The organism is Tepidicaulis sp. (genome assembly GCF_965222285.1).
Classification (GTDB): domain Bacteria; phylum Pseudomonadota; class Alphaproteobacteria; order Parvibaculales; family Parvibaculaceae; genus Tepidicaulis.
Genome location: NZ_OZ244942.1, coordinates 1,612,888 through 1,633,719, shown reverse-complemented (window position 1 = coordinate 1,633,719; position 20,832 = coordinate 1,612,888). Strand labels below are relative to the sequence as shown.

General features: G+C 59.6%; 16 protein-coding genes and 1 tRNA gene. 14 read left to right on the top strand and 3 right to left on the bottom strand.

What is annotated here, in order from left to right:
• Window positions 1–100: 100 nt before the first annotated feature.
• A complete protein-coding gene (gene uvrA / locus ACOQOT_RS07655) occupies window positions 101–3,172 on the bottom strand; it encodes an excinuclease ABC subunit UvrA (RefSeq protein ID WP_420561740.1) in 3,072 nt (1,023 codons plus the stop codon).
• A gap of 351 nt (window positions 3,173–3,523) precedes the next feature.
• Between uvrA and ACOQOT_RS07650 the strand changes: the two genes are divergently transcribed.
• The 8 genes from ACOQOT_RS07650 to ACOQOT_RS07615 all read left to right on the top strand — a co-directional run bounded on the left by ACOQOT_RS07650 (window position 3,524) and on the right by ACOQOT_RS07615 (window position 11,324).
• Window positions 3,524–4,003, top strand: coding sequence for a single-stranded DNA-binding protein (locus tag ACOQOT_RS07650; protein ID WP_045442531.1), 480 nt, complete (start codon window positions 3,524–3,526; stop codon window positions 4,001–4,003).
• A 507-nt stretch (window positions 4,004–4,510) separates the two neighbouring features.
• A complete protein-coding gene (gene gyrA / locus ACOQOT_RS07645) occupies window positions 4,511–7,174 on the top strand; it encodes a DNA gyrase subunit A (RefSeq protein ID WP_420561926.1) in 2,664 nt (887 codons plus the stop codon).
• 12 nt (window positions 7,175–7,186) lie between these two features.
• A complete protein-coding gene (gene coaD / locus ACOQOT_RS07640; protein WP_420561739.1) occupies window positions 7,187–7,693 on the top strand; it encodes a pantetheine-phosphate adenylyltransferase in 507 nt (168 codons plus the stop codon).
• A 47-nt stretch (window positions 7,694–7,740) separates the two neighbouring features.
• On the top strand, window positions 7,741–8,286 hold the full coding sequence (locus ACOQOT_RS07635) for a peptidylprolyl isomerase (RefSeq protein WP_420561738.1): 546 nt from the start codon (window positions 7,741–7,743) through the stop codon (window positions 8,284–8,286).
• A 14-nt stretch (window positions 8,287–8,300) separates the two neighbouring features.
• A complete protein-coding gene (locus tag ACOQOT_RS07630; RefSeq protein WP_045442524.1) occupies window positions 8,301–8,771 on the top strand; it encodes a peptidylprolyl isomerase in 471 nt (156 codons plus the stop codon).
• Between the two features lie 99 nt (window positions 8,772–8,870).
• The gene (gene queA / locus ACOQOT_RS07625) at window positions 8,871–9,932 is read left to right on the top strand and encodes a tRNA preQ1(34) S-adenosylmethionine ribosyltransferase-isomerase QueA (protein WP_420561737.1); all 1,062 of its coding nucleotides are present in this window, start codon (window positions 8,871–8,873) and stop codon (window positions 9,930–9,932) included.
• A complete protein-coding gene (gene tgt, locus ACOQOT_RS07620; protein WP_420561736.1) occupies window positions 9,925–11,064 on the top strand; it encodes a tRNA guanosine(34) transglycosylase Tgt in 1,140 nt (379 codons plus the stop codon). The genes queA and tgt overlap by 8 nt, the downstream gene beginning before the upstream one ends.
• A 184-nt stretch (window positions 11,065–11,248) precedes the next feature.
• Window positions 11,249–11,324, top strand: a tRNA-Lys gene (locus tag ACOQOT_RS07615).
• A gap of 34 nt (window positions 11,325–11,358) precedes the next feature.
• Here the strand turns inward: ACOQOT_RS07615 and ACOQOT_RS07610 are convergent.
• Both ACOQOT_RS07610 and ACOQOT_RS07605 read right to left on the bottom strand, forming a co-directional pair.
• Window positions 11,359–12,012 carry a carbonic anhydrase gene (locus ACOQOT_RS07610; RefSeq protein ID WP_420561735.1) on the bottom strand — a complete coding sequence of 218 codons (654 nt, stop codon included), beginning with the start codon at window positions 12,010–12,012 and terminating at the stop codon, window positions 11,359–11,361.
• A gap of 45 nt (window positions 12,013–12,057) precedes the next feature.
• Entirely contained in the window at window positions 12,058–12,765 is a 708-nt protein-coding gene (locus ACOQOT_RS07605; RefSeq protein ID WP_420561734.1) for an SPOR domain-containing protein, read from the bottom strand.
• Window positions 12,766–13,010: 245 nt separating this feature from the next.
• On the opposite strand from ACOQOT_RS07605, the gene ACOQOT_RS07600 reads away from it, so the two are divergent.
• The 6 genes from ACOQOT_RS07600 to glmU all read left to right on the top strand — a co-directional run bounded on the left by ACOQOT_RS07600 (window position 13,011) and on the right by glmU (window position 20,831).
• A complete protein-coding gene (locus ACOQOT_RS07600) occupies window positions 13,011–13,361 on the top strand; it encodes a hypothetical protein (RefSeq protein WP_420561733.1) in 351 nt (116 codons plus the stop codon).
• Window positions 13,362–13,508: 147 nt separating this feature from the next.
• The gene (gene cysD / locus ACOQOT_RS07595; protein WP_420561732.1) at window positions 13,509–14,303 is read left to right on the top strand and encodes a sulfate adenylyltransferase subunit CysD; all 795 of its coding nucleotides are present in this window, start codon (window positions 13,509–13,511) and stop codon (window positions 14,301–14,303) included.
• A 27-nt stretch (window positions 14,304–14,330) separates the two neighbouring features.
• The gene (gene cysC / locus ACOQOT_RS07590) at window positions 14,331–16,229 is read left to right on the top strand and encodes an adenylyl-sulfate kinase (protein WP_420561731.1); all 1,899 of its coding nucleotides are present in this window, start codon (window positions 14,331–14,333) and stop codon (window positions 16,227–16,229) included.
• A gap of 37 nt (window positions 16,230–16,266) precedes the next feature.
• Window positions 16,267–17,253, top strand: a complete 987-nt coding sequence (gene galE, locus ACOQOT_RS07585; RefSeq protein ID WP_420561730.1) for a UDP-glucose 4-epimerase GalE — start codon at window positions 16,267–16,269, stop codon at window positions 17,251–17,253.
• 115 nt (window positions 17,254–17,368) lie between these two features.
• The gene (locus ACOQOT_RS07580) at window positions 17,369–19,321 is read left to right on the top strand and encodes a polysaccharide biosynthesis protein (RefSeq protein WP_420561729.1); all 1,953 of its coding nucleotides are present in this window, start codon (window positions 17,369–17,371) and stop codon (window positions 19,319–19,321) included.
• A 160-nt stretch (window positions 19,322–19,481) separates the two neighbouring features.
• Entirely contained in the window at window positions 19,482–20,831 is a 1,350-nt protein-coding gene (gene glmU, locus ACOQOT_RS07575; RefSeq protein ID WP_420561728.1) for a bifunctional UDP-N-acetylglucosamine diphosphorylase/glucosamine-1-phosphate N-acetyltransferase GlmU, read from the top strand.
• The last annotated feature ends 1 nt before the right edge of the window (window position 20,832 follow it).

Below are 20,832 nucleotides of genomic sequence, written 5' to 3'. Positions count from 1 at the left end.
TACGTCGGCGCAGCCTAAACAGCCAATGCCATGATTAGCCCGCCCGGCGCGTGCGCGCAACGCCGGAACCCGGCCATCTTCGCATTCCGCACTAAGATGCCTATTCGGCGGCAGCGCGGCGGGTCTTGTTTGCGGGGCTTTTTTTACTCACAGGCTTCTTTGCAGCGGTTTTCTTCGTCGAAGCCTTCTTAGCCGCCGGTTTCTTGGTTGAGGCCTTTGCCGTTTTCGGCTTCGCTTTGGTTTTGGCTTTTGGCGCCGGTTTTTCCTTACGCGGGGGCATGGGCATTTCTATGCGCTTCGGGGCCTTGCGGGCCGGGCCGCGGCTTTTCTGGCGTTTCAGAATGTCCTTGAGGTAATGGCCCGTATAAGAACGTTTCTCTTCGGCCACTTCTTCAGGACGCCCGGCAGCCACAATCTCACCGCCGCCATTGCCGCCCTCCGGGCCAAGATCGAGGATCCAGTCGGCGGTTTTGATCACTTCCAGGTTGTGCTCAATGACGACAACCGTATTGCCGGTATCGACGAGCTCATGCAGCACTTCGAGCAATTTTTTTACATCGTGGAAGTGCAGGCCGGTGGTCGGCTCGTCGAGAATGTAGATCGTGCGGCCCGTCGCACGGCGGGAAAGTTCCTTGGCTAGTTTGACGCGCTGGGCTTCACCGCCTGAGAGCGTCGTCGCCTGCTGGCCGACCTTGATATAGCCGAGGCCGACACGCTGCAGCACTTCCATCTTCTCGCGCACGGCCGGGACGGCTTTGAAGAAGGAAGCGGCCTCATCCACCGTCATTTCCAAAACGTCGGCGATGGATTTGTCCTTGAATTTCACTTCCAGCGTTTCGCGGTTATAGCGGTGCCCGTGACAGGCATCGCATTCCACATAAACGTCGGGCAGGAAGTGCATTTCGATCTTGATGACGCCGTCGCCCTGGCACGCCTCACAGCGCCCGCCTTTGACGTTGAAAGAAAAGCGGCCGGGCTTGTAACCGCGCGCCCGCGATTCCGGCAGGCCCGCAAACCAGTCGCGGATATGGGTAAAGGCGCCGGTATAGGTCGCCGGGTTCGAGCGCGGTGTGCGGCCGATCGGCGACTGGTCGATATCGATGATCTTGTCGAGAAACTCCAGCCCTTCTATCTGGTCGAAGGGTTCAGCATGTTCGCGCGCGCCGGTGAGGCGGCGGGCAACGGATTTGTAGATCGTCTCGATGAGAAGGGTGGACTTGCCGCCGCCCGACACACCGGTGACGCAGGTGAATGTGCCGAGCGGAATTTCCGCCGTCACGTTCTTCAAATTGTTGCCGCGCGCGCCGGTGACTTTCAGGCGGCGCGTATCGGAGATGGGCCGGCGCTCGGAGGGAATATCGATCTGCTCGAAGCCGGTCAGGTAGCGGCCCGTCAGACTTTCCGTATTCGCCATGATGTCTTTCGGCGTGCCTTCGGCGATAATATGCCCGCCATGGATGCCGGCACCGGGCCCGATATCGAGCACGTAATCGGCGGTGCGGATGGCATCTTCGTCATGCTCCACGACGATGACGGTATTACCGAGATCGCGCAGCCGTTCGAGCGTCGCGAGCAGGCGGTCATTGTCACGCTGGTGCAGGCCGATGGAGGGCTCGTCGAGAACGTAAAGCACACCGGTGAGGCCTGAGCCGATTTGCGAGGCAAGACGGATGCGCTGGGATTCCCCGCCCGACAGCGTGCCGGAATTACGCGAGAGGCTGAGATAATCGAGCCCCACATTGTTGAGGAAGTGAAGGCGTTCGCGGATTTCCTTCAGGATGCGGTTGGCGATTTCGAGCTGCTTATCGGTGAGATAACCGTCGAGCTCGGCAAACCACTTATCCGCTTCCTTGATCGACAGCTGAGAGACTTCACCGACATGGCGCCCGCTGATCTTTACGGCCAGCGCTTCCGGCTTCAGGCGGTAGCCATTACAGGTCTCACAATTCGTGACGTTCTGATATTTCTCGATTTCCTCGCGCGCCCAGCTGCTGTCGGTCTCACGCCAGCGCCGTTCCAGATTGGGGATGACGCCTTCGAAAGGTTTGCGCGTCTGGTAGGAGCGCATGCCATCGTCGTAATTGAAGGTGACTTCCTCGTTGCCGGACCCGTAGAGGATGACGTTCTGGGCCTGTTTAGGCAGCTCCGACCAAGGCTTGGTCATGGAGAACTTGTATTTACGCGCCAGGCTGTCGAGTGTCTGTGTGTAATAGGGCGAGGTGGAGCGGGACCAGGGCGCCACGGCTCCCTGGCGCAGGCTCAGCCCGGGATCGGGCACCACAAGATCGGCATCGATGATGTATTGCGTGCCAAGCCCGTCACAGGCCGGGCAGGCGCCGAAAGGGTTGTTGAAGGAAAAGAGGCGGGGCTCGATCTCGTCGATCGTGAAGCCCGAAACGGGGCAGGCAAAACGTTCGGAAAAGATGATGCGTTCCGGCGTCTCTCCTTCCTTGGCATCGGCGAGTTCGGCGACGGCGATACCGTCGGCAAGCGGCAGGGCAATTTCAAGAGAGTCCGCCACCCGGTTGCCGAGGTCGCCGCGCACCACGAGCCGGTCCACCACCACATCGATGTCGTGCTTATATTTCTTATCGAGAGCCGGCACCTCGTCGATCTCATAGAACTGCCCGTCGACCTTCACGCGCTGGAAACCGCGTTTCTGCAGATCGGCGAATTCCTTGCGGTACTCGCCCTTGCGCCCGCGCACGATGGGGGCAAGAAGGTAGAGCCGCGTGCCTTCGGGCAGCGCCATGATACGGTCCACCATCTGCGTGACCGTCTGGCTTTCGATGGGCAGGCCCGTGGCCGGGGAATAGGGAATGCCGACACGCGCCCAAAGCAGGCGCATATAGTCGTAAATTTCCGTCACCGTGCCGACCGTGGAGCGCGGGTTGCGCGAGGTGGTTTTCTGCTCGATGGAAATGGCGGGGGAGAGACCGTCGATCTGGTCCACATCCGGCTTCTGCATCATCTCCAGGAACTGGCGCGCATAAGCCGACAGGCTTTCCACATAGCGCCGCTGGCCTTCCGCATAGATCGTGTCGAATGCCAGGGAGGATTTGCCCGAGCCGGACAGGCCCGTGATCACCACCAGCTTGTCGCGCGGGATTTGCACGGTGATGTTTTTCAGATTGTGTTCGCGGGCGCCGGAAACGGTGATGAACTTCTGCATGGCGCGTCAAAATCCTAACTGGCTTTGTGTGGGCGTCGGGGCGGGTGAAAACCGTCTGGCCGTTCATATAGCGCATCGGGGAATTTTTCACCCCTGCGCGGGGAGGTGGACACGGCTTCTTGACCCTTCCTGCCACCTGTGGAACATAATAAGAACAAATGGCACGCGGCGCTGAGTCTGGCAAGAGCCGACCGGCCCATTCTGTCCACAGGTAAAGCGGGGCCATTTCCGCCGAACCTATAGCCCCGATCTGGGCTTTCCTTTAGGGTCGCGTCCAGATTATTCGTCCTGCGCGCCGCTGGTTTAAGCTGCGGGTGCCTGCAGGGTCAAAAATACGAGGAGAAGCACCATATGGCCGGGAGCGTCAACAAAGTCATTTTGATCGGGAACCTGGGCGCCGATCCGGAGATCCGCCACACCCAGGACGGCCGGCCGATTTGCAATCTGCGCGTTGCGACCTCAGACAGCTGGCGTGACAAGAATACCGGCGAGCGGCGCGAGCGCACCGAATGGCACCGGGTCGTGATCTTCAACGAGGGCCTTTGTAAGATTGCCGAGCAATATCTGAAGAAAGGCTCCAAGGTCTATCTGGAGGGCCAGCTGCAGACCCGCAAGTGGCAGGATCAGTCCGGTCAGGACCGCTATTCAACGGAAGTCGTGCTGCAGGGCTTCAACTCGTCACTGACCATGCTCGACGGGCGCAGCGGCGGCGGCTCCGGTGGGGGCGACTTCGGCGGTTCCTCCGGCGGCTACGACAACGGGAATTTCGGCGGCGGCCAGAGCGGCGGCGGCAGCTTCAACCAGGACATGGACGACGAAATTCCGTTCTAAGGACGCGTTCCAGAGCGAGGTTTAGGAGGGCGGCGCGAGCCGCCCTTCGTCTTTTCAAGCCCTCGTTTCAGAGCCAATTCCCCGGGCAAAAATCTGTGCGGGCAGGGCGGATTTTTGCCTGTCTCCGCGCGCCGCGGAGGGCACTTTTGTCAGAGGCATTTTTTCTTTGAAAGTCAGAGACTTAAGGGGTGCTTCCGAAGGCATATGATGATTGCCCTTGAAGGGGTGAAATGCTATTCTCCGCCTCTCATATTTCAGAGGATTCGGGCAGCCGTCCTTATCCGTTTCTGGGTCCGATTATGTGCCCCGGCGCATCCTGCTTCCGGGGCAGTTTTTTGAAGGTAAGCAAGTTTGTCCGACACGCATGACACGACAGCACCGGGCGATGAACCTCTCCCGGAAGGCGGTGGAAATTTGGGCAATGGCGGGGGCTCCGATGGCCCCGGCGGCGCAGGCGGGGGTGTTCCGCCGGAGCGCGATGTAAGCCCCATCGCAATCGAAGAGGAGATGAAACGCTCCTATCTCGATTATGCGATGAGCGTGATCGTTAGCCGTGCGCTGCCCGATGCGCGGGACGGGCTGAAGCCCGTGCACCGGCGCATTCTCTTCTCGATGGGCGAGAACGGCTACGACTGGAACAAGCCTTACCGCAAGTCCGCCCGCGTGGTCGGGGATGTGATCGGTAAATATCACCCCCATGGCGACTCTTCGATCTATGACGCACTGGTGCGCATGGCGCAGGACTTCTCGCTGCGCCTGCCGCTGATCGACGGGCAGGGCAATTTCGGCTCGGTGGACGGTGATCCGCCCGCCGCCATGCGTTATACGGAAGTGCGCATGGCGAAAGCCGCCCATGCGCTTCTCAACGATATCGACAAGGATACGGTCGATTATCAGGACAACTACGATAACTCAGAGCGCGAACCGACGGTTCTGCCGGCCGAGTTTCCGAACCTGCTCGTTAATGGCGCCGGCGGTATCGCGGTCGGTATGGCCACCAACATTCCCCCGCACAATCTGGGCGAAGTGGTGGATGCCTGTATCGCGCTGATCGAAAACCCGGACCTCTCCATCGACCAGCTTATGGAAATCGTGCCGGGACCGGATTTCCCGACAGGCGGCATCATTCTCGGGCGCGCGGGCATCCGCAGCGCCTATCATCTGGGCCGCGGTTCCGTCGTCATGCGCGGCAAGGTGGAGATCGAGGAAGTCCGCAAGGACCGCATGGCGATCATCGTCACCGAAATTCCCTACCAGGTGAACAAGGCCTCGATGATCGAGAAGATCGCTGAACTCGTCCGTGAAAAGCGGATCGAGGGGATCGGCGATCTGCGCGACGAGTCCGACCGGCAGGGCATGCGTGTGGTGATCGAGCTGCGCCGCGATGCGGTGCCGGACGTGGTGCTCAATCAGCTCTACCGTTTCTCGCCGCTGCAAACGAGCTTCGGCTGCAACACCGTGGCGCTGCATCATGGCCGCCCGGAAACGATGAACCTCAAGGAGCTGCTTGAGGCTTTTGTCGAGTTCCGCCAGACGGTCGTTACACGCCGCACCAAGTTCGAACTTAATAAAGCGCGCGACAGGGCCCATGTACTGGTTGGTCTTGCGGTTGCCGTCGCGAATATCGACGAAGTCATCCAGCTTATCCGCACGGCGCCAGATCCGGGCGCGGCGCGCGATGCTTTGATGAGCCGGGACTGGCCTGCCCATGACGTGGCGCCGCTGATCCGCCTTATCGACGATCCGCGCCACTTGATAAAAGAGGACGGCACGTTCCGTCTTTCCGAGACCCAGGCCCGCGCGATCCTCGATCTGCGCCTGCAGCGCCTAACGGCGCTTGGCCGCGATGAAGTGGGCGACGAGCTCAACGCGCTCGGCGAAAAGATTGCCGAATATCTGGAAATTCTTTCAAGCCGCGCCCGTGTGATGGAAATCATCAGGGACGAGCTGACGAAAGTCAGGGAAGAATTCGCGACCCCGCGCCGCACCGAGATCACCGATGCCTCCAACGAGATGGAGGACGAGGATCTTATCCAGCGCGAGGATATGGTCGTTACCGTGAGCCATCTCGGCTACATCAAGCGTGTGCCGCTGTCCGCCTACCGGGCGCAGCGGCGTGGCGGCAAGGGCCGGTCGGGTATGTCCACGCGGGACGAGGATTTCGTCACCCGTCTCTTCGTGGCGAATACCCACACGCCTGTGCTGTTCTTCTCGTCGACCGGCATGGTCTACAAGATGAAGGTCTGGCGTCTGCCGCTGGCAACGCCGCAGGCGCGGGGCAAGGCGCTCGTCAATCTCCTACCGCTGCAGCAGGGTGAGACGATCGCCACGATCATGCCGCTGCCCGAAGACGAGGATACCTGGCACGAGCTCGATGTGCTGTTTGCCACGCGCTCGGGCAATGTGCGCCGGAACAAGCTGTCGGATTTCGTGCAGATCAACCGTAACGGCAAGATCGCCATGAAGATCGAAGGCGATGACGGCATCGTCGCCGTGCGGATCGGTTCGGAAGACGATGACATTGTTCTGACTTCGGCAAATGGGCGCTGCATCCGCTTCCCCGTCACCGATGTGCGCGTCTTCTCCGGCCGCACTTCGACCGGTGTGCGCGGTATCCGCCTCGATGCCTCCGATACGGTCATCTCCATGGCTATTCTCCGGCATCTGGATGTTTCACCGGCTGAAGCGCGCGCCTATCTCAAACAGTCGAATGCCATGCGCCGGGCGGCGGGCGATGAAGACGTGCCCGAAGAAATCGCCGCGGATGAAGAGGGCGATGAAGCCGGTGAGGGCGACGTGGCACTCAGCGCCGAGCGCTATGCGGAGATCGGCGCGGCGGAGCAGTTCCTCCTGACCGTCAGCGAAAACGGTTATGGCAAACGCTCTTCCTCGCTCGAATACCGCACCTCGGGCCGCGGCGGCAAAGGCATCATCGCCATGGCCGTGACGAAACGGAACGGCCGTCTGGCCGCCTGTTTCCCCGTCGAGGATCATGACGAGATCATGCTGGTGAGCGACCGCGGGCAGCTCATCCGCTGCCCCGTCAACGACGTGCGCATTGCCGGGCGCTCCACGCAGGGCGTCGTTATTTTCCGCACGAACAAAGACGAGCGCGTCGTCTCGGTGGAACATATTGGCGAAAGCTCCGAGGAAGACGAAGAACAAGAATAAACGAGGGTGCTTATGGAACGTGTGGGCTTCTATTCGGGATCGTTCGATCCGGTGACCTATGGCCATCTCGATGTGATCCGCCGCTCTTTCCGCCTGGTCGATCATGTGGTGGTCGGCATCGGCGTCAGCGCCACGAAAAAGGCGCTGCTGAGTTTCGAGGACCGGGCCCGTCTGATCGAGGAAGAAACCGCCGACATGGCCCGGGAGGCCGGATGCCGCGTCAGCGTCACCTCCTTTAGCGGCCTCGTTGTGGAAGCGGCCCGCAAGGCAGATGCGAAGATCATTATCCGTGGACTTCGCGGCCCTGCAGATTATGAATATGAAGCGCAGATGGTCGGCATGAACGGCATTCTGGCGCCGGATGTCGAAACGGTGTTTTTGACGGCAGCGCCCGGATTGCAGATCATCTCTTCGACGCTTGTCCGGCAAATCGCCGCGATGGGCGGGGATCTGGAAAAATTCGTACCCGCACGGGTGGCCGCCGCGCTGCACAAGCGGTTCGAGGAAGACGACGACTGAGTGAGGGAACCGGGGCGCTGGGGCGTACCGTAAGTGAGGTTGCACATATGCGATTGAAAGCATTTTTTCTCGCCCTGGCGGGCATGGCGCTTCTCAGCCTTCCGGCACAGGCCCGGGATCTTGAGAATACGCTCTATCTCGATCTGAAAGACGGCCGGGTCGTGATCGAGCTTCTGCCCGATGCCGCGCCCAAACATGTCGAGCGGATCAAGAAACTGACGCGCGAAGGCTTTTACGACGGCATTATTTTTCACCGCGTGATCGAAGGCTTCATGGCGCAGACGGGCGACCCGACGGGCACCGGCATGGGCGGGTCGGAATATCCGGACCTGCGCGCCGAATTCTCCCGCATTCCTTTTGAGCGCGGCACGCTCGGCATGGCCCGCTCGCAACATCCGGACAGCGCAAATAGCCAGTTCTTCATCTGCTTCGACAGCGCCTCCTTCCTGAACGGTCAGTACACGGTCTGGGGCCAGGTCGTGGAAGGCATGGAGCATGTTGACAAGATCGCGCGCGGCGAGCCGCCTGCAAATCCCGATAAAATCGTACGGATGGTCGTCGCGGCGGATGTCGCCGACGCGGCCAATTATTAAACTCTGAGGATTGAATGACCGATATCAAAGACCCTGAAAACACGCTCTTTCTCGATCTCGATTGGGGCCGTGTCACCATCGGCTTGCGGCCGGACCTGGCGCCGAACCACGTCGCCCGCATCAAAGAACTGGCCCGCGACGGCTTTTATGACGGGATCGTCTTTCACCGCGTGATCGACGGGTTTATGGCCCAGACGGGCGATCCGACGGGGACGGGTACCGGCGGGTCGGGCAAGAAGCTGGCCGCCGAATTCAGCAGCGAGCCGCACCTGCGCGGCGTATGCTCCATGGCCCGTGCCATGGACCCGAATTCCGCCGACAGCCAGTTCTTCATCTGCTTCGATGATGCCACCTTCCTCGACGGGCAATATACGGTCTGGGGCAAGGTGATCGACGGCATGGAACATGTGGACCGCATCAAGCGCGGCGAACCGGTGCCGGACCCGGACAAGATCGTCTCGATGAAAGTTGCCGCGGACGCCTAATCGGCGCTAAGAGATTTCGGAAGCTGAGGAAGCGGGCCCCGGCCCGCTTTTTCATTGTGTCCCGCTTTTCATTGAACAGAGACAATAGAGAACTGCCTCATGCGGGTGGACATTTTCGATTTCGAATTACCCGAAGAGCGTATCGCGCTGCGTCCTGCGCGTCCGCGCGATGCAGCACGTATGCTGGTGGTCGGCCCCGGCAAGGGCCACCTGGAAGATGCGGGCGTGCGCGATCTCCCTCAAATTTTAAAGCCCGGCGATGTCTTGGTCTTCAATGACACGAAAGTCATTCCCGCCCGCCTGCGCGGCACCCGCAAACGCGAAGACGCGGAGGCGCAGGTCGAGATCATGCTGCATCTGCGCCTTGGGCCTGACCGCTGGAAAGCCTTTGCCCGGCCTGCCAAACGGCTGAAACCCGGCGACCGGGTGGATTTCACGGCGGGGCTTCATGCTCTTGTCGAAAGCCGGGAGGGCGCGGAGACCGTGCTGCAATTTTCCGCCTCAGGTCCTGTACTTGATACGGCGATTGCCGCGGCAGGCGAGCTTCCTTTGCCGCCTTACATCGCCTCGAAGCGCAAGACGGATGAGGAAGACAAAGAGGACTACCAGACCCTCTTTGCCGACCGGCCGGGCGCCGTTGCCGCGCCGACGGCAGGGCTGCATTTTACCCCGGCGCTGCTCGACGCGCTCGCGGGACGCGGTGTGGCGAGCGCGCGCGTCACCTTGCATGTCGGCGCGGGCACGTTCCTGCCGGTGACGGCGGAAGACACGGACGCCCATAAAATGCATGCCGAATGGGGCGAGGTCAGCGCAGAAACCGCCGCCAAACTCAATGAGGCGCGCGCAAAAGGCGGACGCATCGTTTCGGTCGGCACAACTTCCTTACGCCTACTGGAATCCGCAGTAAGTGAAGAAGGCCGCCTGGCGGCCTGGTCCGGCGAGACGGATATCTTCATCACGCCCGGCTACCGTTTCAAAGCCGTGGATATTCTCATGACGAATTTCCACCTTCCCAAATCGACGCTTTTCATGCTCGTTTCCGCCTTCCGGGAAACGGAGGAAATGAAAGCGGCCTATGCCCATGCTATCGGCGCGCAGTACCGTTTCTATTCCTACGGGGATGCCTGCTTGCTGATGCCGAAAGAACAAGACGATGAGTGAGTTCCGTTTCGACCTACACACTACAGACGGCAAGGCCCGCCTTGGCGCTGTGCATACCTCGCGCGGGGTCATCCGCACGCCCGCTTTTATGCCGGTGGGCACGGCAGCCACCGTCAAAGCGCTCTATACGGAGCAAGTGCGCGGCACCGGCGCGGATATTCTGCTTGGCAATACCTATCACCTGATGCTGCGCCCCGGCGCGGAACGCGTTGCCTCGCTCGGCGGGCTTCATAAGTTCATGAATTGGGACGGGCCGATACTCACCGATAGCGGGGGCTTTCAGGTCATGTCGCTTGCCAAGCTGCGCAAGATGTCGGAGGAGGGCGTGACCTTCCAGTCTCATCTCGACGGTTCGCGGCATATGCTCTCACCCGAACGCAGCATCGATATTCAGTGCCTTCTGGGCTCGGATATTCAGATGGTGCTGGATGAATGCACGCCTTTTCCGGCTACCGAAAAACAGGCGGCGGACTCCATGCAGCTTTCCCAGCGCTGGGCGGTGCGATCGAAAGAGGCTTTCGAGGCCCATCCGCGCCGCCATGAAGGCCAGGCGCTGTTCGGCATCGTGCAGGGGAGCACCTATCCCGATCTGCGCGCCGAAAGCGCGGCAGGGCTTATCGAGACTGGCTTTCATGGTTATGCCATTGGCGGGCTCGCCGTAGGCGAGGGGCAGGAGGAAATGCTGCGGGTCTTGGACTATACCGCGCCGCTGCTGCCGCAAGACCGGCCGCGCTATCTGATGGGGGTGGGCACGCCGGACGATCTTGTCGAAGCCGTCTCGCGCGGCGTCGATATGTTCGACTGCGTCATGCCGACCCGCTCCGGCCGTCACGGCCAGGCCTTCACGCGCCGCGGCAAGGTTAATCTGAAAAACGCGCGCCATGCCGACGATCCTCGGCCGCTGGATGAGAGCCTCGACTGCCCGGCGGCGCGGGATTATTCGCGCGCCTATCTGCATCACCTGATCAAAAACGGTGAAATTCTCGGCATGATGCTGCTCACCTGGAACAATGTCGCCTACTACCAGCGGCTGATGGCGGATATGCGCGCGGCCATCGAGGCGGGGAATTTCGGGGGCTTTTACAAGCGTTTCAAGGAAGAGCAGGCGGGCGGCGATATTCCGCCGCTCTGACCATTTTACCCCCGGCACGGGGCGGGCGGGAGATGCGGCATTTTGGGCGGGAAAAGGCCATTATTCGGGTTGACCAGCGCCGCCGCCCCGCTTAGGTTCCGCCCCGTTGCACCGCCAAGGCGGAATCACTTGCAGGCGGTGCAGGACCAGATGGAAAGCAGCCTTGTTTTCCCCCCAAATTTTAGGGCCCGTAGCTCAGCTGGTAGAGCAACTGACTTTTAATCAGTAGGTCACAGGTTCGAACCCTGTCGGGCTCACCATTCCCCCGCCATTCCTGTAATTTTGGACAGACGCTCAGCCGGGCAGATCGACCGGGCGGTAGTCTTCTGCCTTCTCGTCATATTCCAGCAGAATGCCGTTGCCGATATCGAAGAACCAGGCATGGAGGCGCAAGCGGCCTTCTTTCAGCGCCGCTTCGACGAAGGGGAAGGTTTTTAGACGGTCGATGGAGGCGAGGACGGATTCCCGTTCCAGCCGGTCGCGCTGCTGTTCTGGTGTTTCGTGGGCATATTGGCGGCGGATGAAGAGCGCGAGCTCGGTTGCGATGTTCATCCATTGGCCGACAAAACCCTTCTTGTGGCCTTTGGGGGCGTTCTCATAAAGGGCATTGATGCCGCCGCAGCGGGCATGGCCCATCACGATGATGTCCTTGATGTGGAGGCCTTCGACGGCAAATTCCAGCGCCGCGCTGGTGCCATGGTAAGCACCGTCGACCTCATAGGGAGGCACGAGATTGGCGACATTGCGGATCACAAAAAGCTCGCCCGGATTGACGTCGAGGATCATCGAAGGATCGGCCCGGCTGTCACAGCAGCAGACGATCGCGGCCTTCGGGGACTGGGCGTTTGCCAGGCTTTCGAAGCGCTGCTGGTTCTGCGCGTAGGTGCCCTCCCGGAAGCGCTTATAGCCAGCCAGAAGATGGCCCATCTCTGCCGAATTGTCCGCCATTTGTGACCTCAACAACTTATGTGTCGCTTTTCTTAAGGCCCGGCTTTACTGCGATGAGGGATTGAGAGCAAGCACTTGGCACCACGCACCTTGCTTTTTGAGGGACGCACACAGGCTTTCCGCAGCGGCCTGCGTGGACAGGGGGCCGGCGAGCAGGCGCTGATACGTCCCGTCCTTGCCGGCATCGAATCTATGAATAATGGGCCGGTACGAGGCGAGGGCGCTCTTGTAGCTTTGCTGCAGCTTGCTCCAGCCTTCCATGGCCGCCGCTTTACCTCTGTATGAGGCCAGGTGGATGCCGAACCCGGCAGCAGCAGTCCCGGACGCTTTCATTTCGTCACGCACGGGGTCCATGCGGGCCATAGCAGCGGCTTCAGGAGAAGATTGAGACGCCTTGGCAGGGTTGGGCGCCCGGGCTGTGTCACCTGCCGCCCCCAAGGAGGCCGTGGCGGGCCCAAAGGCGTTTTCAATGCGGTCGAGGCGCCTGTCGAGGCTGTTTTCGGAAAAGACCAGCTTTTCCATGGCCGGCCGCACGACCGAATAGTCGATCCGCAGCTCGGCCAGATCCTGCTCGAGCCGGTTGACGCGTTCTTCAAGTGTTTCCTTATCGGTGCCGAGCCGCTGATAACCGGCAACGGGCTTGCTGGCAGATGAGGCGCCGGTTACGTCGTGCTGGCCGGCGCAGGCCCCAAGGCTGAGCGCTCCTCCAAGTAGGACCAGGAAAAGCCAGCGCCGATCGCTTTTTATGACCATGCCGCATCTCACCGATAAGCGCTCAAAGAGCCGGTTAACGACTGTTATGCGAGTCGCCATAGGCGGTCAATTAACGCGCCGGGGAGTTCCGCTTAAGAACTGATTAACCATTACGCATTTTGCACAAGGCTTGAGCGGTATCGGCAGGTGAAGCAAGGAATTGGTTCCAAAATGCCTTGGAAACGGGCGCTTCCACCCGGCAGGCTTTTTGCGTAAGGGCGGGCATAAATAAAGGGAGACCCTTCATGACACTCGATGCCTTGCCTTTTGACGCCTGGCCGCTGGGCGCGCAAGCCGGGATTTACGGATTTGCCGGCGGCTTGTTGGTGCTGCTTCTAGCACATTTGGCCGTTACCTCGCGCCGCCTTGCCAAAGAGGCCCGCCAGTCGGCACTGGCGCAACGCAGTGCACCTTCCATCTTTTCCGCCTCAAATTCGCCGGGAATTCCCTTTAAGGAAACCGCTAGCCTGGATGGCCGTTACTCGACATTGACGAGAATGAACCGTCCGCTGCGCAAAACCGGTGCCCGGGGCGATGAGAAACGGCGTCAGCAGTCTATTCCGCGCTACCACCCGGTTCCTTCCTACCGGACTTAGTAGAGTCGCAGCGCGCAAATCCGGTCCGTTCCTCTGAATTCGCTCTTGCATTCGTCTTGCCGGGCTATTAAATCACAGTCGCCCACGGGGTAACTGAATTTAATACATTCTTTTTGTGTGAAAGAATGGAATTGCGGGAGCACACTGATGGATCGGCTGGATCAGCTCGAAAGCCAAAGCATCTATATTTTCCGTGAAGCGTTTAACCGCATCGAGAATATCGCGATGCTGTGGTCGCTCGGGAAAGACTCCAACGTCATGATCTGGCTGGCGCGCAAGGCGTTTTTCGGCCATGTGCCCTTTCCCGTTATGCATGTGGATACGGGTAAGAAATTTCCGGAGATGTATGCTTTTCGCGACCGCTATGCGGACGAATGGGGATTGAAATTCCTGCGCGAGGAATGCCCGCCGATCGAAGAAGTCGATCAGAGCTTGCCGCCTGCCGCGCGTTCCGCCGCGCGCAAGACCGCGGGCCTGAAGAAAGCCATCGAGAAATATCAGTTCAATGCGCTCTTTGCCGGCATCCGCCGCGACGAAGAAGCAACGCGCGCGAAGGAGCGCGTTTTCTCGCCGCGCGGGCAGGGCGGGCAATGGGATTTCCGCGATCAGCCGCCGGAATTCTGGGACCAGTACAAAACCGACTTCCCGCCCGGTACGCATATCCGTGTGCATCCGCTTCTACATTGGACGGAAGTCGATATCTGGGCCTATACGCAGCGCGAACAAATCCCGACCATCGATCTTTATTTTGCCAAAGACGGGAAGCGCTACCGCTCGCTCGGCGACAAGGACATCACCTTCCCGGTCGATAGCACCGCGACGACGATCCCCGAGATCATCGACGAACTGCGCACAACGAAGATTTCCGAACGGTCCGGCCGCGCCATGGACCATGAAAGCGAAGATGCCTTTGAACGTCTTCGGGCTGACGGCTATCTATAAGGAACCGGGAAAATGGGTGAGACAAACGTGAAACTGGCTTCTATCAACCCGGATGCACAAAAGGCCCGGGATCTTCTCAGGATCGTCATCGTCGGCCACGTCGACCACGGTAAGTCGACGCTTGTCGGACGGCTTTTCCATGACACGGGCTCGCTGCCCGATGGCAAGTATGAGTCCATCAAGGCGATGTGCGAACGCCGCGGCGTGCCCTTCGAATATGCCTTCCTCATGGACGCGCTGCAGGCCGAGCGCGATCAGGGCATTACCATCGACACGAGCCAGATCTGGTTCAAGACGGAAGCACGCGATTACACGATCATCGATGCGCCGGGTCACAAAGAGTTCCTGAAAAACATGATCACGGGCGCTGCACAGTCCGATGCCGCGCTGCTGATCATCGATGCCGCCGAAGGTGTGCGCGAGCAGTCTCGCCGCCATGGCTATCTGCTTCATCTGATGGGCGTGCGCCAGGTCGCCGTTGCCGTCAACAAGATGGATCTGGTGGGCTATGAACAGGAACAGTTCGATCTGATCGAGGAAGAGTATCGCGACTACCTGCGCTCGATCGGTGTGGAGCCGACCTTCGTCATTCCCGTTTCCGCGCGTGAAGGCGACAATATTGCCAACGGCTCGAAAAGCATGCCCTGGTACAAGGGCCCGACGGTCGTCAAGGCGCTGGACAGCTTCCTGCCGAATGCACCGTTGGTCGACCAATCGCTGCGCTTCCCGGTGCAGGACGTTTATAAATTCGACCAGCGCCGGATCATCGCCGGACGTATCGAATCCGGCAGTTTGAAGGTCGGCGACAAGCTGGTCTTTTCTCCTTCAAACAAGACTGCAAAAGTGCAGAGCATCGAAAGCTGGTCCGCGCGCGACGATTTCACGCCGCCGACCGAAGCTGTTGCCGGCGAATCCATCGGTATCACGCTTGACGAGCAAATTTTCGTCGAACGCGGCGAGTTGATCAGTCACGAAGAAGATGCGCCGGTCGAGACGGAAGTCTTCCGCGCGCGGCTCTTCTGGCTCGGGCACGATCCGTTGACGGCGGGCAAAAGCTACAAGCTCAAACTCGGCACATTCGAGACCCCTGTCACGGTGCAAAAAGTCGACCGCATCATCGATACGAGCGATTTGTCGAATTCGGAGTCCGAGCAGGTCGAACGCAACCAGGTAGCGGAAGTCACGATCCGTGCGCGGCGCATGCTGGCGCTCGATGAGTTTGCGAATAATGGCCGCACGGGGCGGTTCGTGCTTGTCGATAATTACGACATTGCGGGCGGCGGCATCATTTCCATGGAAGGCTATGCCGACCAGCGCAGCATGATCATGGCGACGAAGTCGACCAATATCACGCGTGTCGAACACGGTGTGTCGATCGAAGAGCGCGCCCGGCGCAATGGTCATAAGGGCGGCGTGCTTTGGTTCACCGGCCTTTCCGGTGCGGGCAAGTCGACGCTCGCCGTGGCGCTCGAGAAGCTGCTGTTTGAAAAAGGCTACAGCTCCTACGTGCTCGACGGTGACAATGTCCGCCATGGGCTCAACGCTAATCTGGGGTTCTCCCCGGAAGACCGGGCGGAAAACATCCGCCGCGTGGGTGAAACGGCGGCGCTTTTCCAGCGGGCAGGTATGCTGGCCATCACCTCCTTCATTTCACCTTACCGCTCGGACCGCGACCGCGCCCGGGCGGCAGCCGGGGACAGTTTCCACGAAATCTATGTGAAAGCGGACGTGGAGACCTGTAAGCAGCGCGACCCCAAGGGCCTCTATAAAAAGGCCATCGCCGGCGAGATCAAAGAGTTTACCGGCATTTCCGCTCCCTATGAGGAACCGGATTCTCCGAACCTCGTAATCGATACGGCAGAGACACCGCTGGAAGAATGCCTGGAAATTCTCATTAATTACGTGGAGAGAAATTTCCGCGTATAAGTTAGCGTAAGGCCAACACGTTAACTGGGGTAATTTCATGACTGTTCTTGTTACCGGCGGTGCCGGCTATATCGGCAGTCATATGGTTTTGGCGCTTGTGGATGCCGGTGAGGAAGTTGTCGTTCTCGACAATCTTTCCACCGGCTTTCGCTGGGCGGTTCATCCGCAGGCCCAGTTCCATGAAGGTGATGTCGGCGATACGGGCCTTGTCGGCGATCTGATCCGGCAACATGGCGTCGATGCCGTGGTCCATTTCGCCGGTTCGATCATCGTGCCGGAATCCGTCGAGAACCCTCTCAAATATTATCTGAACAATACCGCCAAGTCGCGTGATCTGATCGAGGCTTGCGTAAAAAGCGGTGTGAAATACTTCATCTTCTCCTCGACAGCCGCCGTTTACGGGATGCCCGAAACGTCCCCCGTCACGGAGGACATGGAGCTTCACCCGATTTCTCCCTACGGCACGTCCAAGCTGATGACGGAATGGATGCTGCGCGACACAGCTGCCGCCTATGATCTGCGCTATGTGGCGCTGCGCTATTTCAATGTCGCCGGCGCCGATCCTGCGGGCCGTTCGGGTCAATCGACGCGCAATGCCACGCACCTCATTAAGATCGCCTGCCAGACCGCGCTCGGCCAGCGTGAGCAAATGGGTATTTTCGGAACCGACTACGAGACCCCGGACGGGACCGGTGTGCGGGACTACATCCATGTTTCCGACCTCATCGCGGCTCACAGGTCCGCGCTCCACTATTTGCGGGAGGGCGGTGCTTCGCTTGCCGCCAATTGCGGCTACGGCCATGGGTTCTCCGTCCGCGAGGTCATACAAGCCGTAGAGGAGGTCTCAGGGCGCCCCGTCAAGGCCACGGAAGAACCCCGCCGGGCAGGTGACCCGGCTGCCTTGGTCGCCAACTCAAACTTGCTCAAGGAGCGGATGCGCTGGACCCCGCAATATGACGATCTCAAGCAGATCGTGCGCCATGCCCTCGCGTGGGAACAAAACTTGCCCGAGAAAGTTCGTTAATTGCCCTTTTTGAGCTAACCCTTCCCAAATGGCGCATCTGCCTTCTTCTGGCTCTGTCGGCAACCACATGCTAAAGAATGGCGAGTATCCGCCAAAAGGATGATGGATCCCGCCGATGGCGATCTCCCATAGATTCAGAAATGCGGCCATTCTAGCCATAGATATTTCCCTGGCAGCTCTGTCCGTCCCGATCTCGCTTGCCTTGCGGGTAGGGTTCGATGGCCTGATGGAACGTTTCGATTTGACGGTGCTGGCGACCGGCATTTTTATCGGGATTGCTACAGTTACGATTTTCTTCTCGCGCCACGGGCGCATTGCCTGGCGCTGGGTATCGGTGGATGATGCGATCCTGCTGGCGCGCACGGCTGCGCTGATCAACTTGATTTTTCTTGCGGTCCTCTTTCTGACGACGCGGCTCGACGGGTTTCCCCGTTCCTTTATCGGCATCAATATTCTTTGCCTTGGCGGGCTTTTCATCGGCAGCCGCCTGGTCTTCCGCCTTTGGCACGAACGCCAGCCCGGCTTTGCCAAAGGAGCGCCCAAAGACCAGCAACTAAATGTGCTACTCATCGGTGCAACCGATGAAGCCGAGGCTTTTATCCGGAAAATGTCGCGCGTCGACGCTGCGCCTTATCATGTTTCCGGCCTGATCAATGCGGACAATGAACGCCCGGTGGGCAGCCGCATCCGCGGCGTCAAGATTTTGGGCGGATTGAATGAAATCGGCCCCATCCTGCGCCGCCTGCGCGGGCGCGGCGCCCATATCGGCCATCTCATCCTTTCCGATCCTTCTTTAAAAGGGGAGCCGGTCAAAAAGCTTCTGGAACTGACGGAGGAAGAAGGCATTCGTCTTTCCCGATTGCCTGAAATGTCCCAGCTGCAGAATGCCGATAGCAACCGGATCACGGTGCAGCCGGTCAATGTTGAGGATCTTCTCAGCCGCCCCCAGGCAAGGCTCGACCGCAGCGCGATGGCAGCGCTTTTGACCGGCAAGCGGGTGCTGATAACCGGGGCAGGGGGCAGTATTGGTTCCGAGCTAGTCCGCCAGATCGCGGCTTTCACCCCCTCGCAGCTGACGCTGGTCGATGCCAGCGAATACAATCTCTTTGAGATAGACGGTGAAATGGCCCGGCGTTTTCCGGCGATCGAACGTCAGGCATTGCTGGTAAATGTACGCGACCGGAAATCGCTTTTCGAAACTTTCGACCGCGAGAAACCGGAAATCGTTTTCCATGCTGCAGCACTTAAACATGTGCCGCTTCTGGAATCACAACCTTCCGAGGCGGTGCTGACGAATGTCATGGGCACGCGCAATGTCGCCGATGCCTGCACCGCCCATCATGTACAGATGATGGTAATGATTTCGACGGACAAGGCGGTTCAGCCCGTCAGCGTCATGGGCGCCTCGAAGCGTATCGCCGAAACCTATTGCCAAGCACAGGACATTCGCGGGCGCGAACAGGGCGGCACACGCTTCGTCACCGTGCGCTTCGGCAATGTGCTGGGCTCTGCGGGCTCCGTTGTGCCGCTTTTCCAAAGGCAGTTGGAGCAGGGCGGGCCTTTGACGGTGACCGATCCGCGCATGACCCGGTATTTCATGACCATCCGTGAGGCGGTCGAGTTGGTGCTTCAGGCATCTACGTTGCGCGATACAATGCTTGAAGAGGGCGGCGGCATTGCGGTTCTGGATATGGGCGAGCCCGTCAATATTCTCGATATGGCCCGCCAGATGATCCGTCTTGCCGGTCTGCAGCCCGATAAAGATATCGAGATCGAAATTACCGGCCTCCGCCCCGGTGAGCGGCTCTACGAAATCCTCTTCCAGCACCAAGAAGCGCTGGTCAACAGTTCGCATGAGGCGATTATGCTGGCCCGGCCCCGGGTTCCCGAAGAAGCTTTTGTGGGAAAAATGCTCGATTCGCTGATCGAGGCGGCACTCAAATCGGATCATCAGCACACGAGGGAGCTTCTGGAGCGGATTTTACCGGATTTCGCTACCCGCGCTGACCGGCTCGAAAATCAGGAAGCCTCTTCAGCCTTTCCCATGCATGACGACCCCTCCGCGTAAGGCCAGCTTTCTGCGGCAGCCTTTTTCCGTTTAGGTTAAAGGCGCGGGCGGGTGTTAAAACCTGAAATATTATTTTATTTCTTAAATATCCCCGATCTGTGACAGGTTGTGCTGCCGGTTACGGGGGATTCGGCATTCATTTCTTTAGCGATCAAAATATATGTCAGTGATCAATTCAGCCATTATCGTTCTTGCCGCCGGCAAGGGCACGCGAATGAAATCGGCCCGTCCGAAAGTCCTGCATGAGCTTGGCGGCAAAGCCATGCTCGGCCATGTCCTGAGCGCGGCTTCGGCTTGCGCAAGCGATAAGACCATCACAGTCCTCGCGCCCGGTATGGACGCTGTTGCTGATTATGCGCTGGCAGAGGGGGCAAGTCATATTGCCTACCAGAAAGAGCAGAACGGCACGGGCGATGCGGTCAAAGCTGCTGAAGAGGTGCTCTCGGGCTTCGAAGGCGTTGCTGTCGTGGTCTTTGGCGATACGCCGCTTATCACGCCTGAAACACTGACGCGGATGCAGCAGACCTGCGCAAACGGAAACGATGTCGTGGTGCTCGGCTTTCAGGCCGACGACCCGGCGCCCTATGGCCGCCTGGTGCTGAACGAAGAAGGCGCGCTCATCAAGATCGTCGAGGCGAAGGATGCAAGCCCCGAAGAAGCCGCTATCGACCTTTGCAATGGCGGGGCCATGGCCGTGCGCACGCCGCTGCTTTTCGAGCTTCTGAACGATCTCAAGCCGGATAATGCGCAAGGCGAATATTATCTGACCGATATTGCCGGAGAGGCGCGGGCACGCGGACTTTCCATGTGCGTCATCGAATGCCCCGAAGAAGAAATTCTCGGCATCAACAGCCGGCTCGATCTCGCGGTTGCGGAAGAAATCTTTCAGGACCGGATGCGCGAGAAGGCGCTTCTGGAAGGCGCGACGCTGCTCGATCCGTCCACGGTCTATTTCAGCCATGATACGCGGCTCGGGCGCGATGTGCTGATTGGGCAGAATGTCGTCTTCGGCCCCGGCGTTCACGTCGAGGATTGGGCAGAGGTCAAACCCTTCAGCCATCTGGAAGGCGTGCATGTCGGTGCAGGCGCCCAGGTCGGCCCCTTCGCCCGTTTGCGCCCCGGCACCGATGTCGGCAAGAAAGCCAAGATCGGCAATTTCGTCGAAACGAAAAAAGCCAAGGTCGAGGACGGGGCCAAGATCAGCCATCTGTCCTATATCGGCGATGCGCGCGTCGGCGTGGAAGCCAATATCGGGGCCGGCACCATCACCTGCAACTACGATGGCTATGACAAGCACTTTACCGATATCGGCGACGGCGCCTTTGTCGGCTCGAACAGCTCGCTCGTCGCGCCGGTTTCCATCGGCGCCGGTGCCTATGTGGGCTCGGGCAGCGTCGTGACGAAGGATGTCGAGCCGGATGCGCTCGCCGTAGCGCGTGGCAAGCAGTTCGAGAAAAAAGGATGGGCGGCGAGTTTTCGCGCTTCCAAAGAAAAAACCAAATCCTCTTAAG

Bases quoted from the DNA above. Each gene is read 5' to 3' on its own strand.
- uvrA (WP_420561740.1), bottom strand. From the start codon at position 3,172: ATGCAGAAGTTCATCACCGTTTCCGGCGCCCGCGAACACAATCTGAAA.
- ACOQOT_RS07650 (WP_045442531.1), top strand. From the start codon at position 3,524: ATGGCCGGGAGCGTCAACAAAGTCATTTTGATCGGGAACCTGGGCGCC.
- gyrA (WP_420561926.1), top strand. From the start codon at position 4,511: ATGAAACGCTCCTATCTCGATTATGCGATGAGCGTGATCGTTAGCCGT.
- coaD (WP_420561739.1), top strand. From the start codon at position 7,187: ATGGAACGTGTGGGCTTCTATTCGGGATCGTTCGATCCGGTGACCTAT.
- ACOQOT_RS07635 (WP_420561738.1), top strand. From the start codon at position 7,741: ATGCGATTGAAAGCATTTTTTCTCGCCCTGGCGGGCATGGCGCTTCTC.
- ACOQOT_RS07630 (WP_045442524.1), top strand. From the start codon at position 8,301: ATGACCGATATCAAAGACCCTGAAAACACGCTCTTTCTCGATCTCGAT.
- queA (WP_420561737.1), top strand. From the start codon at position 8,871: ATGCGGGTGGACATTTTCGATTTCGAATTACCCGAAGAGCGTATCGCG.
- tgt (WP_420561736.1), top strand. From the start codon at position 9,925: ATGAGTGAGTTCCGTTTCGACCTACACACTACAGACGGCAAGGCCCGC.
- ACOQOT_RS07610 (WP_420561735.1), bottom strand. From the start codon at position 12,012: ATGGCGGACAATTCGGCAGAGATGGGCCATCTTCTGGCTGGCTATAAG.
- ACOQOT_RS07605 (WP_420561734.1), bottom strand. From the start codon at position 12,765: ATGGTCATAAAAAGCGATCGGCGCTGGCTTTTCCTGGTCCTACTTGGA.
- ACOQOT_RS07600 (WP_420561733.1), top strand. From the start codon at position 13,011: ATGACACTCGATGCCTTGCCTTTTGACGCCTGGCCGCTGGGCGCGCAA.
- cysD (WP_420561732.1), top strand. From the start codon at position 13,509: ATGGATCGGCTGGATCAGCTCGAAAGCCAAAGCATCTATATTTTCCGT.
- galE (WP_420561730.1), top strand. From the start codon at position 16,267: ATGACTGTTCTTGTTACCGGCGGTGCCGGCTATATCGGCAGTCATATG.
- ACOQOT_RS07580 (WP_420561729.1), top strand. From the start codon at position 17,369: ATGGCGATCTCCCATAGATTCAGAAATGCGGCCATTCTAGCCATAGAT.
- glmU (WP_420561728.1), top strand. From the start codon at position 19,482: ATGTCAGTGATCAATTCAGCCATTATCGTTCTTGCCGCCGGCAAGGGC.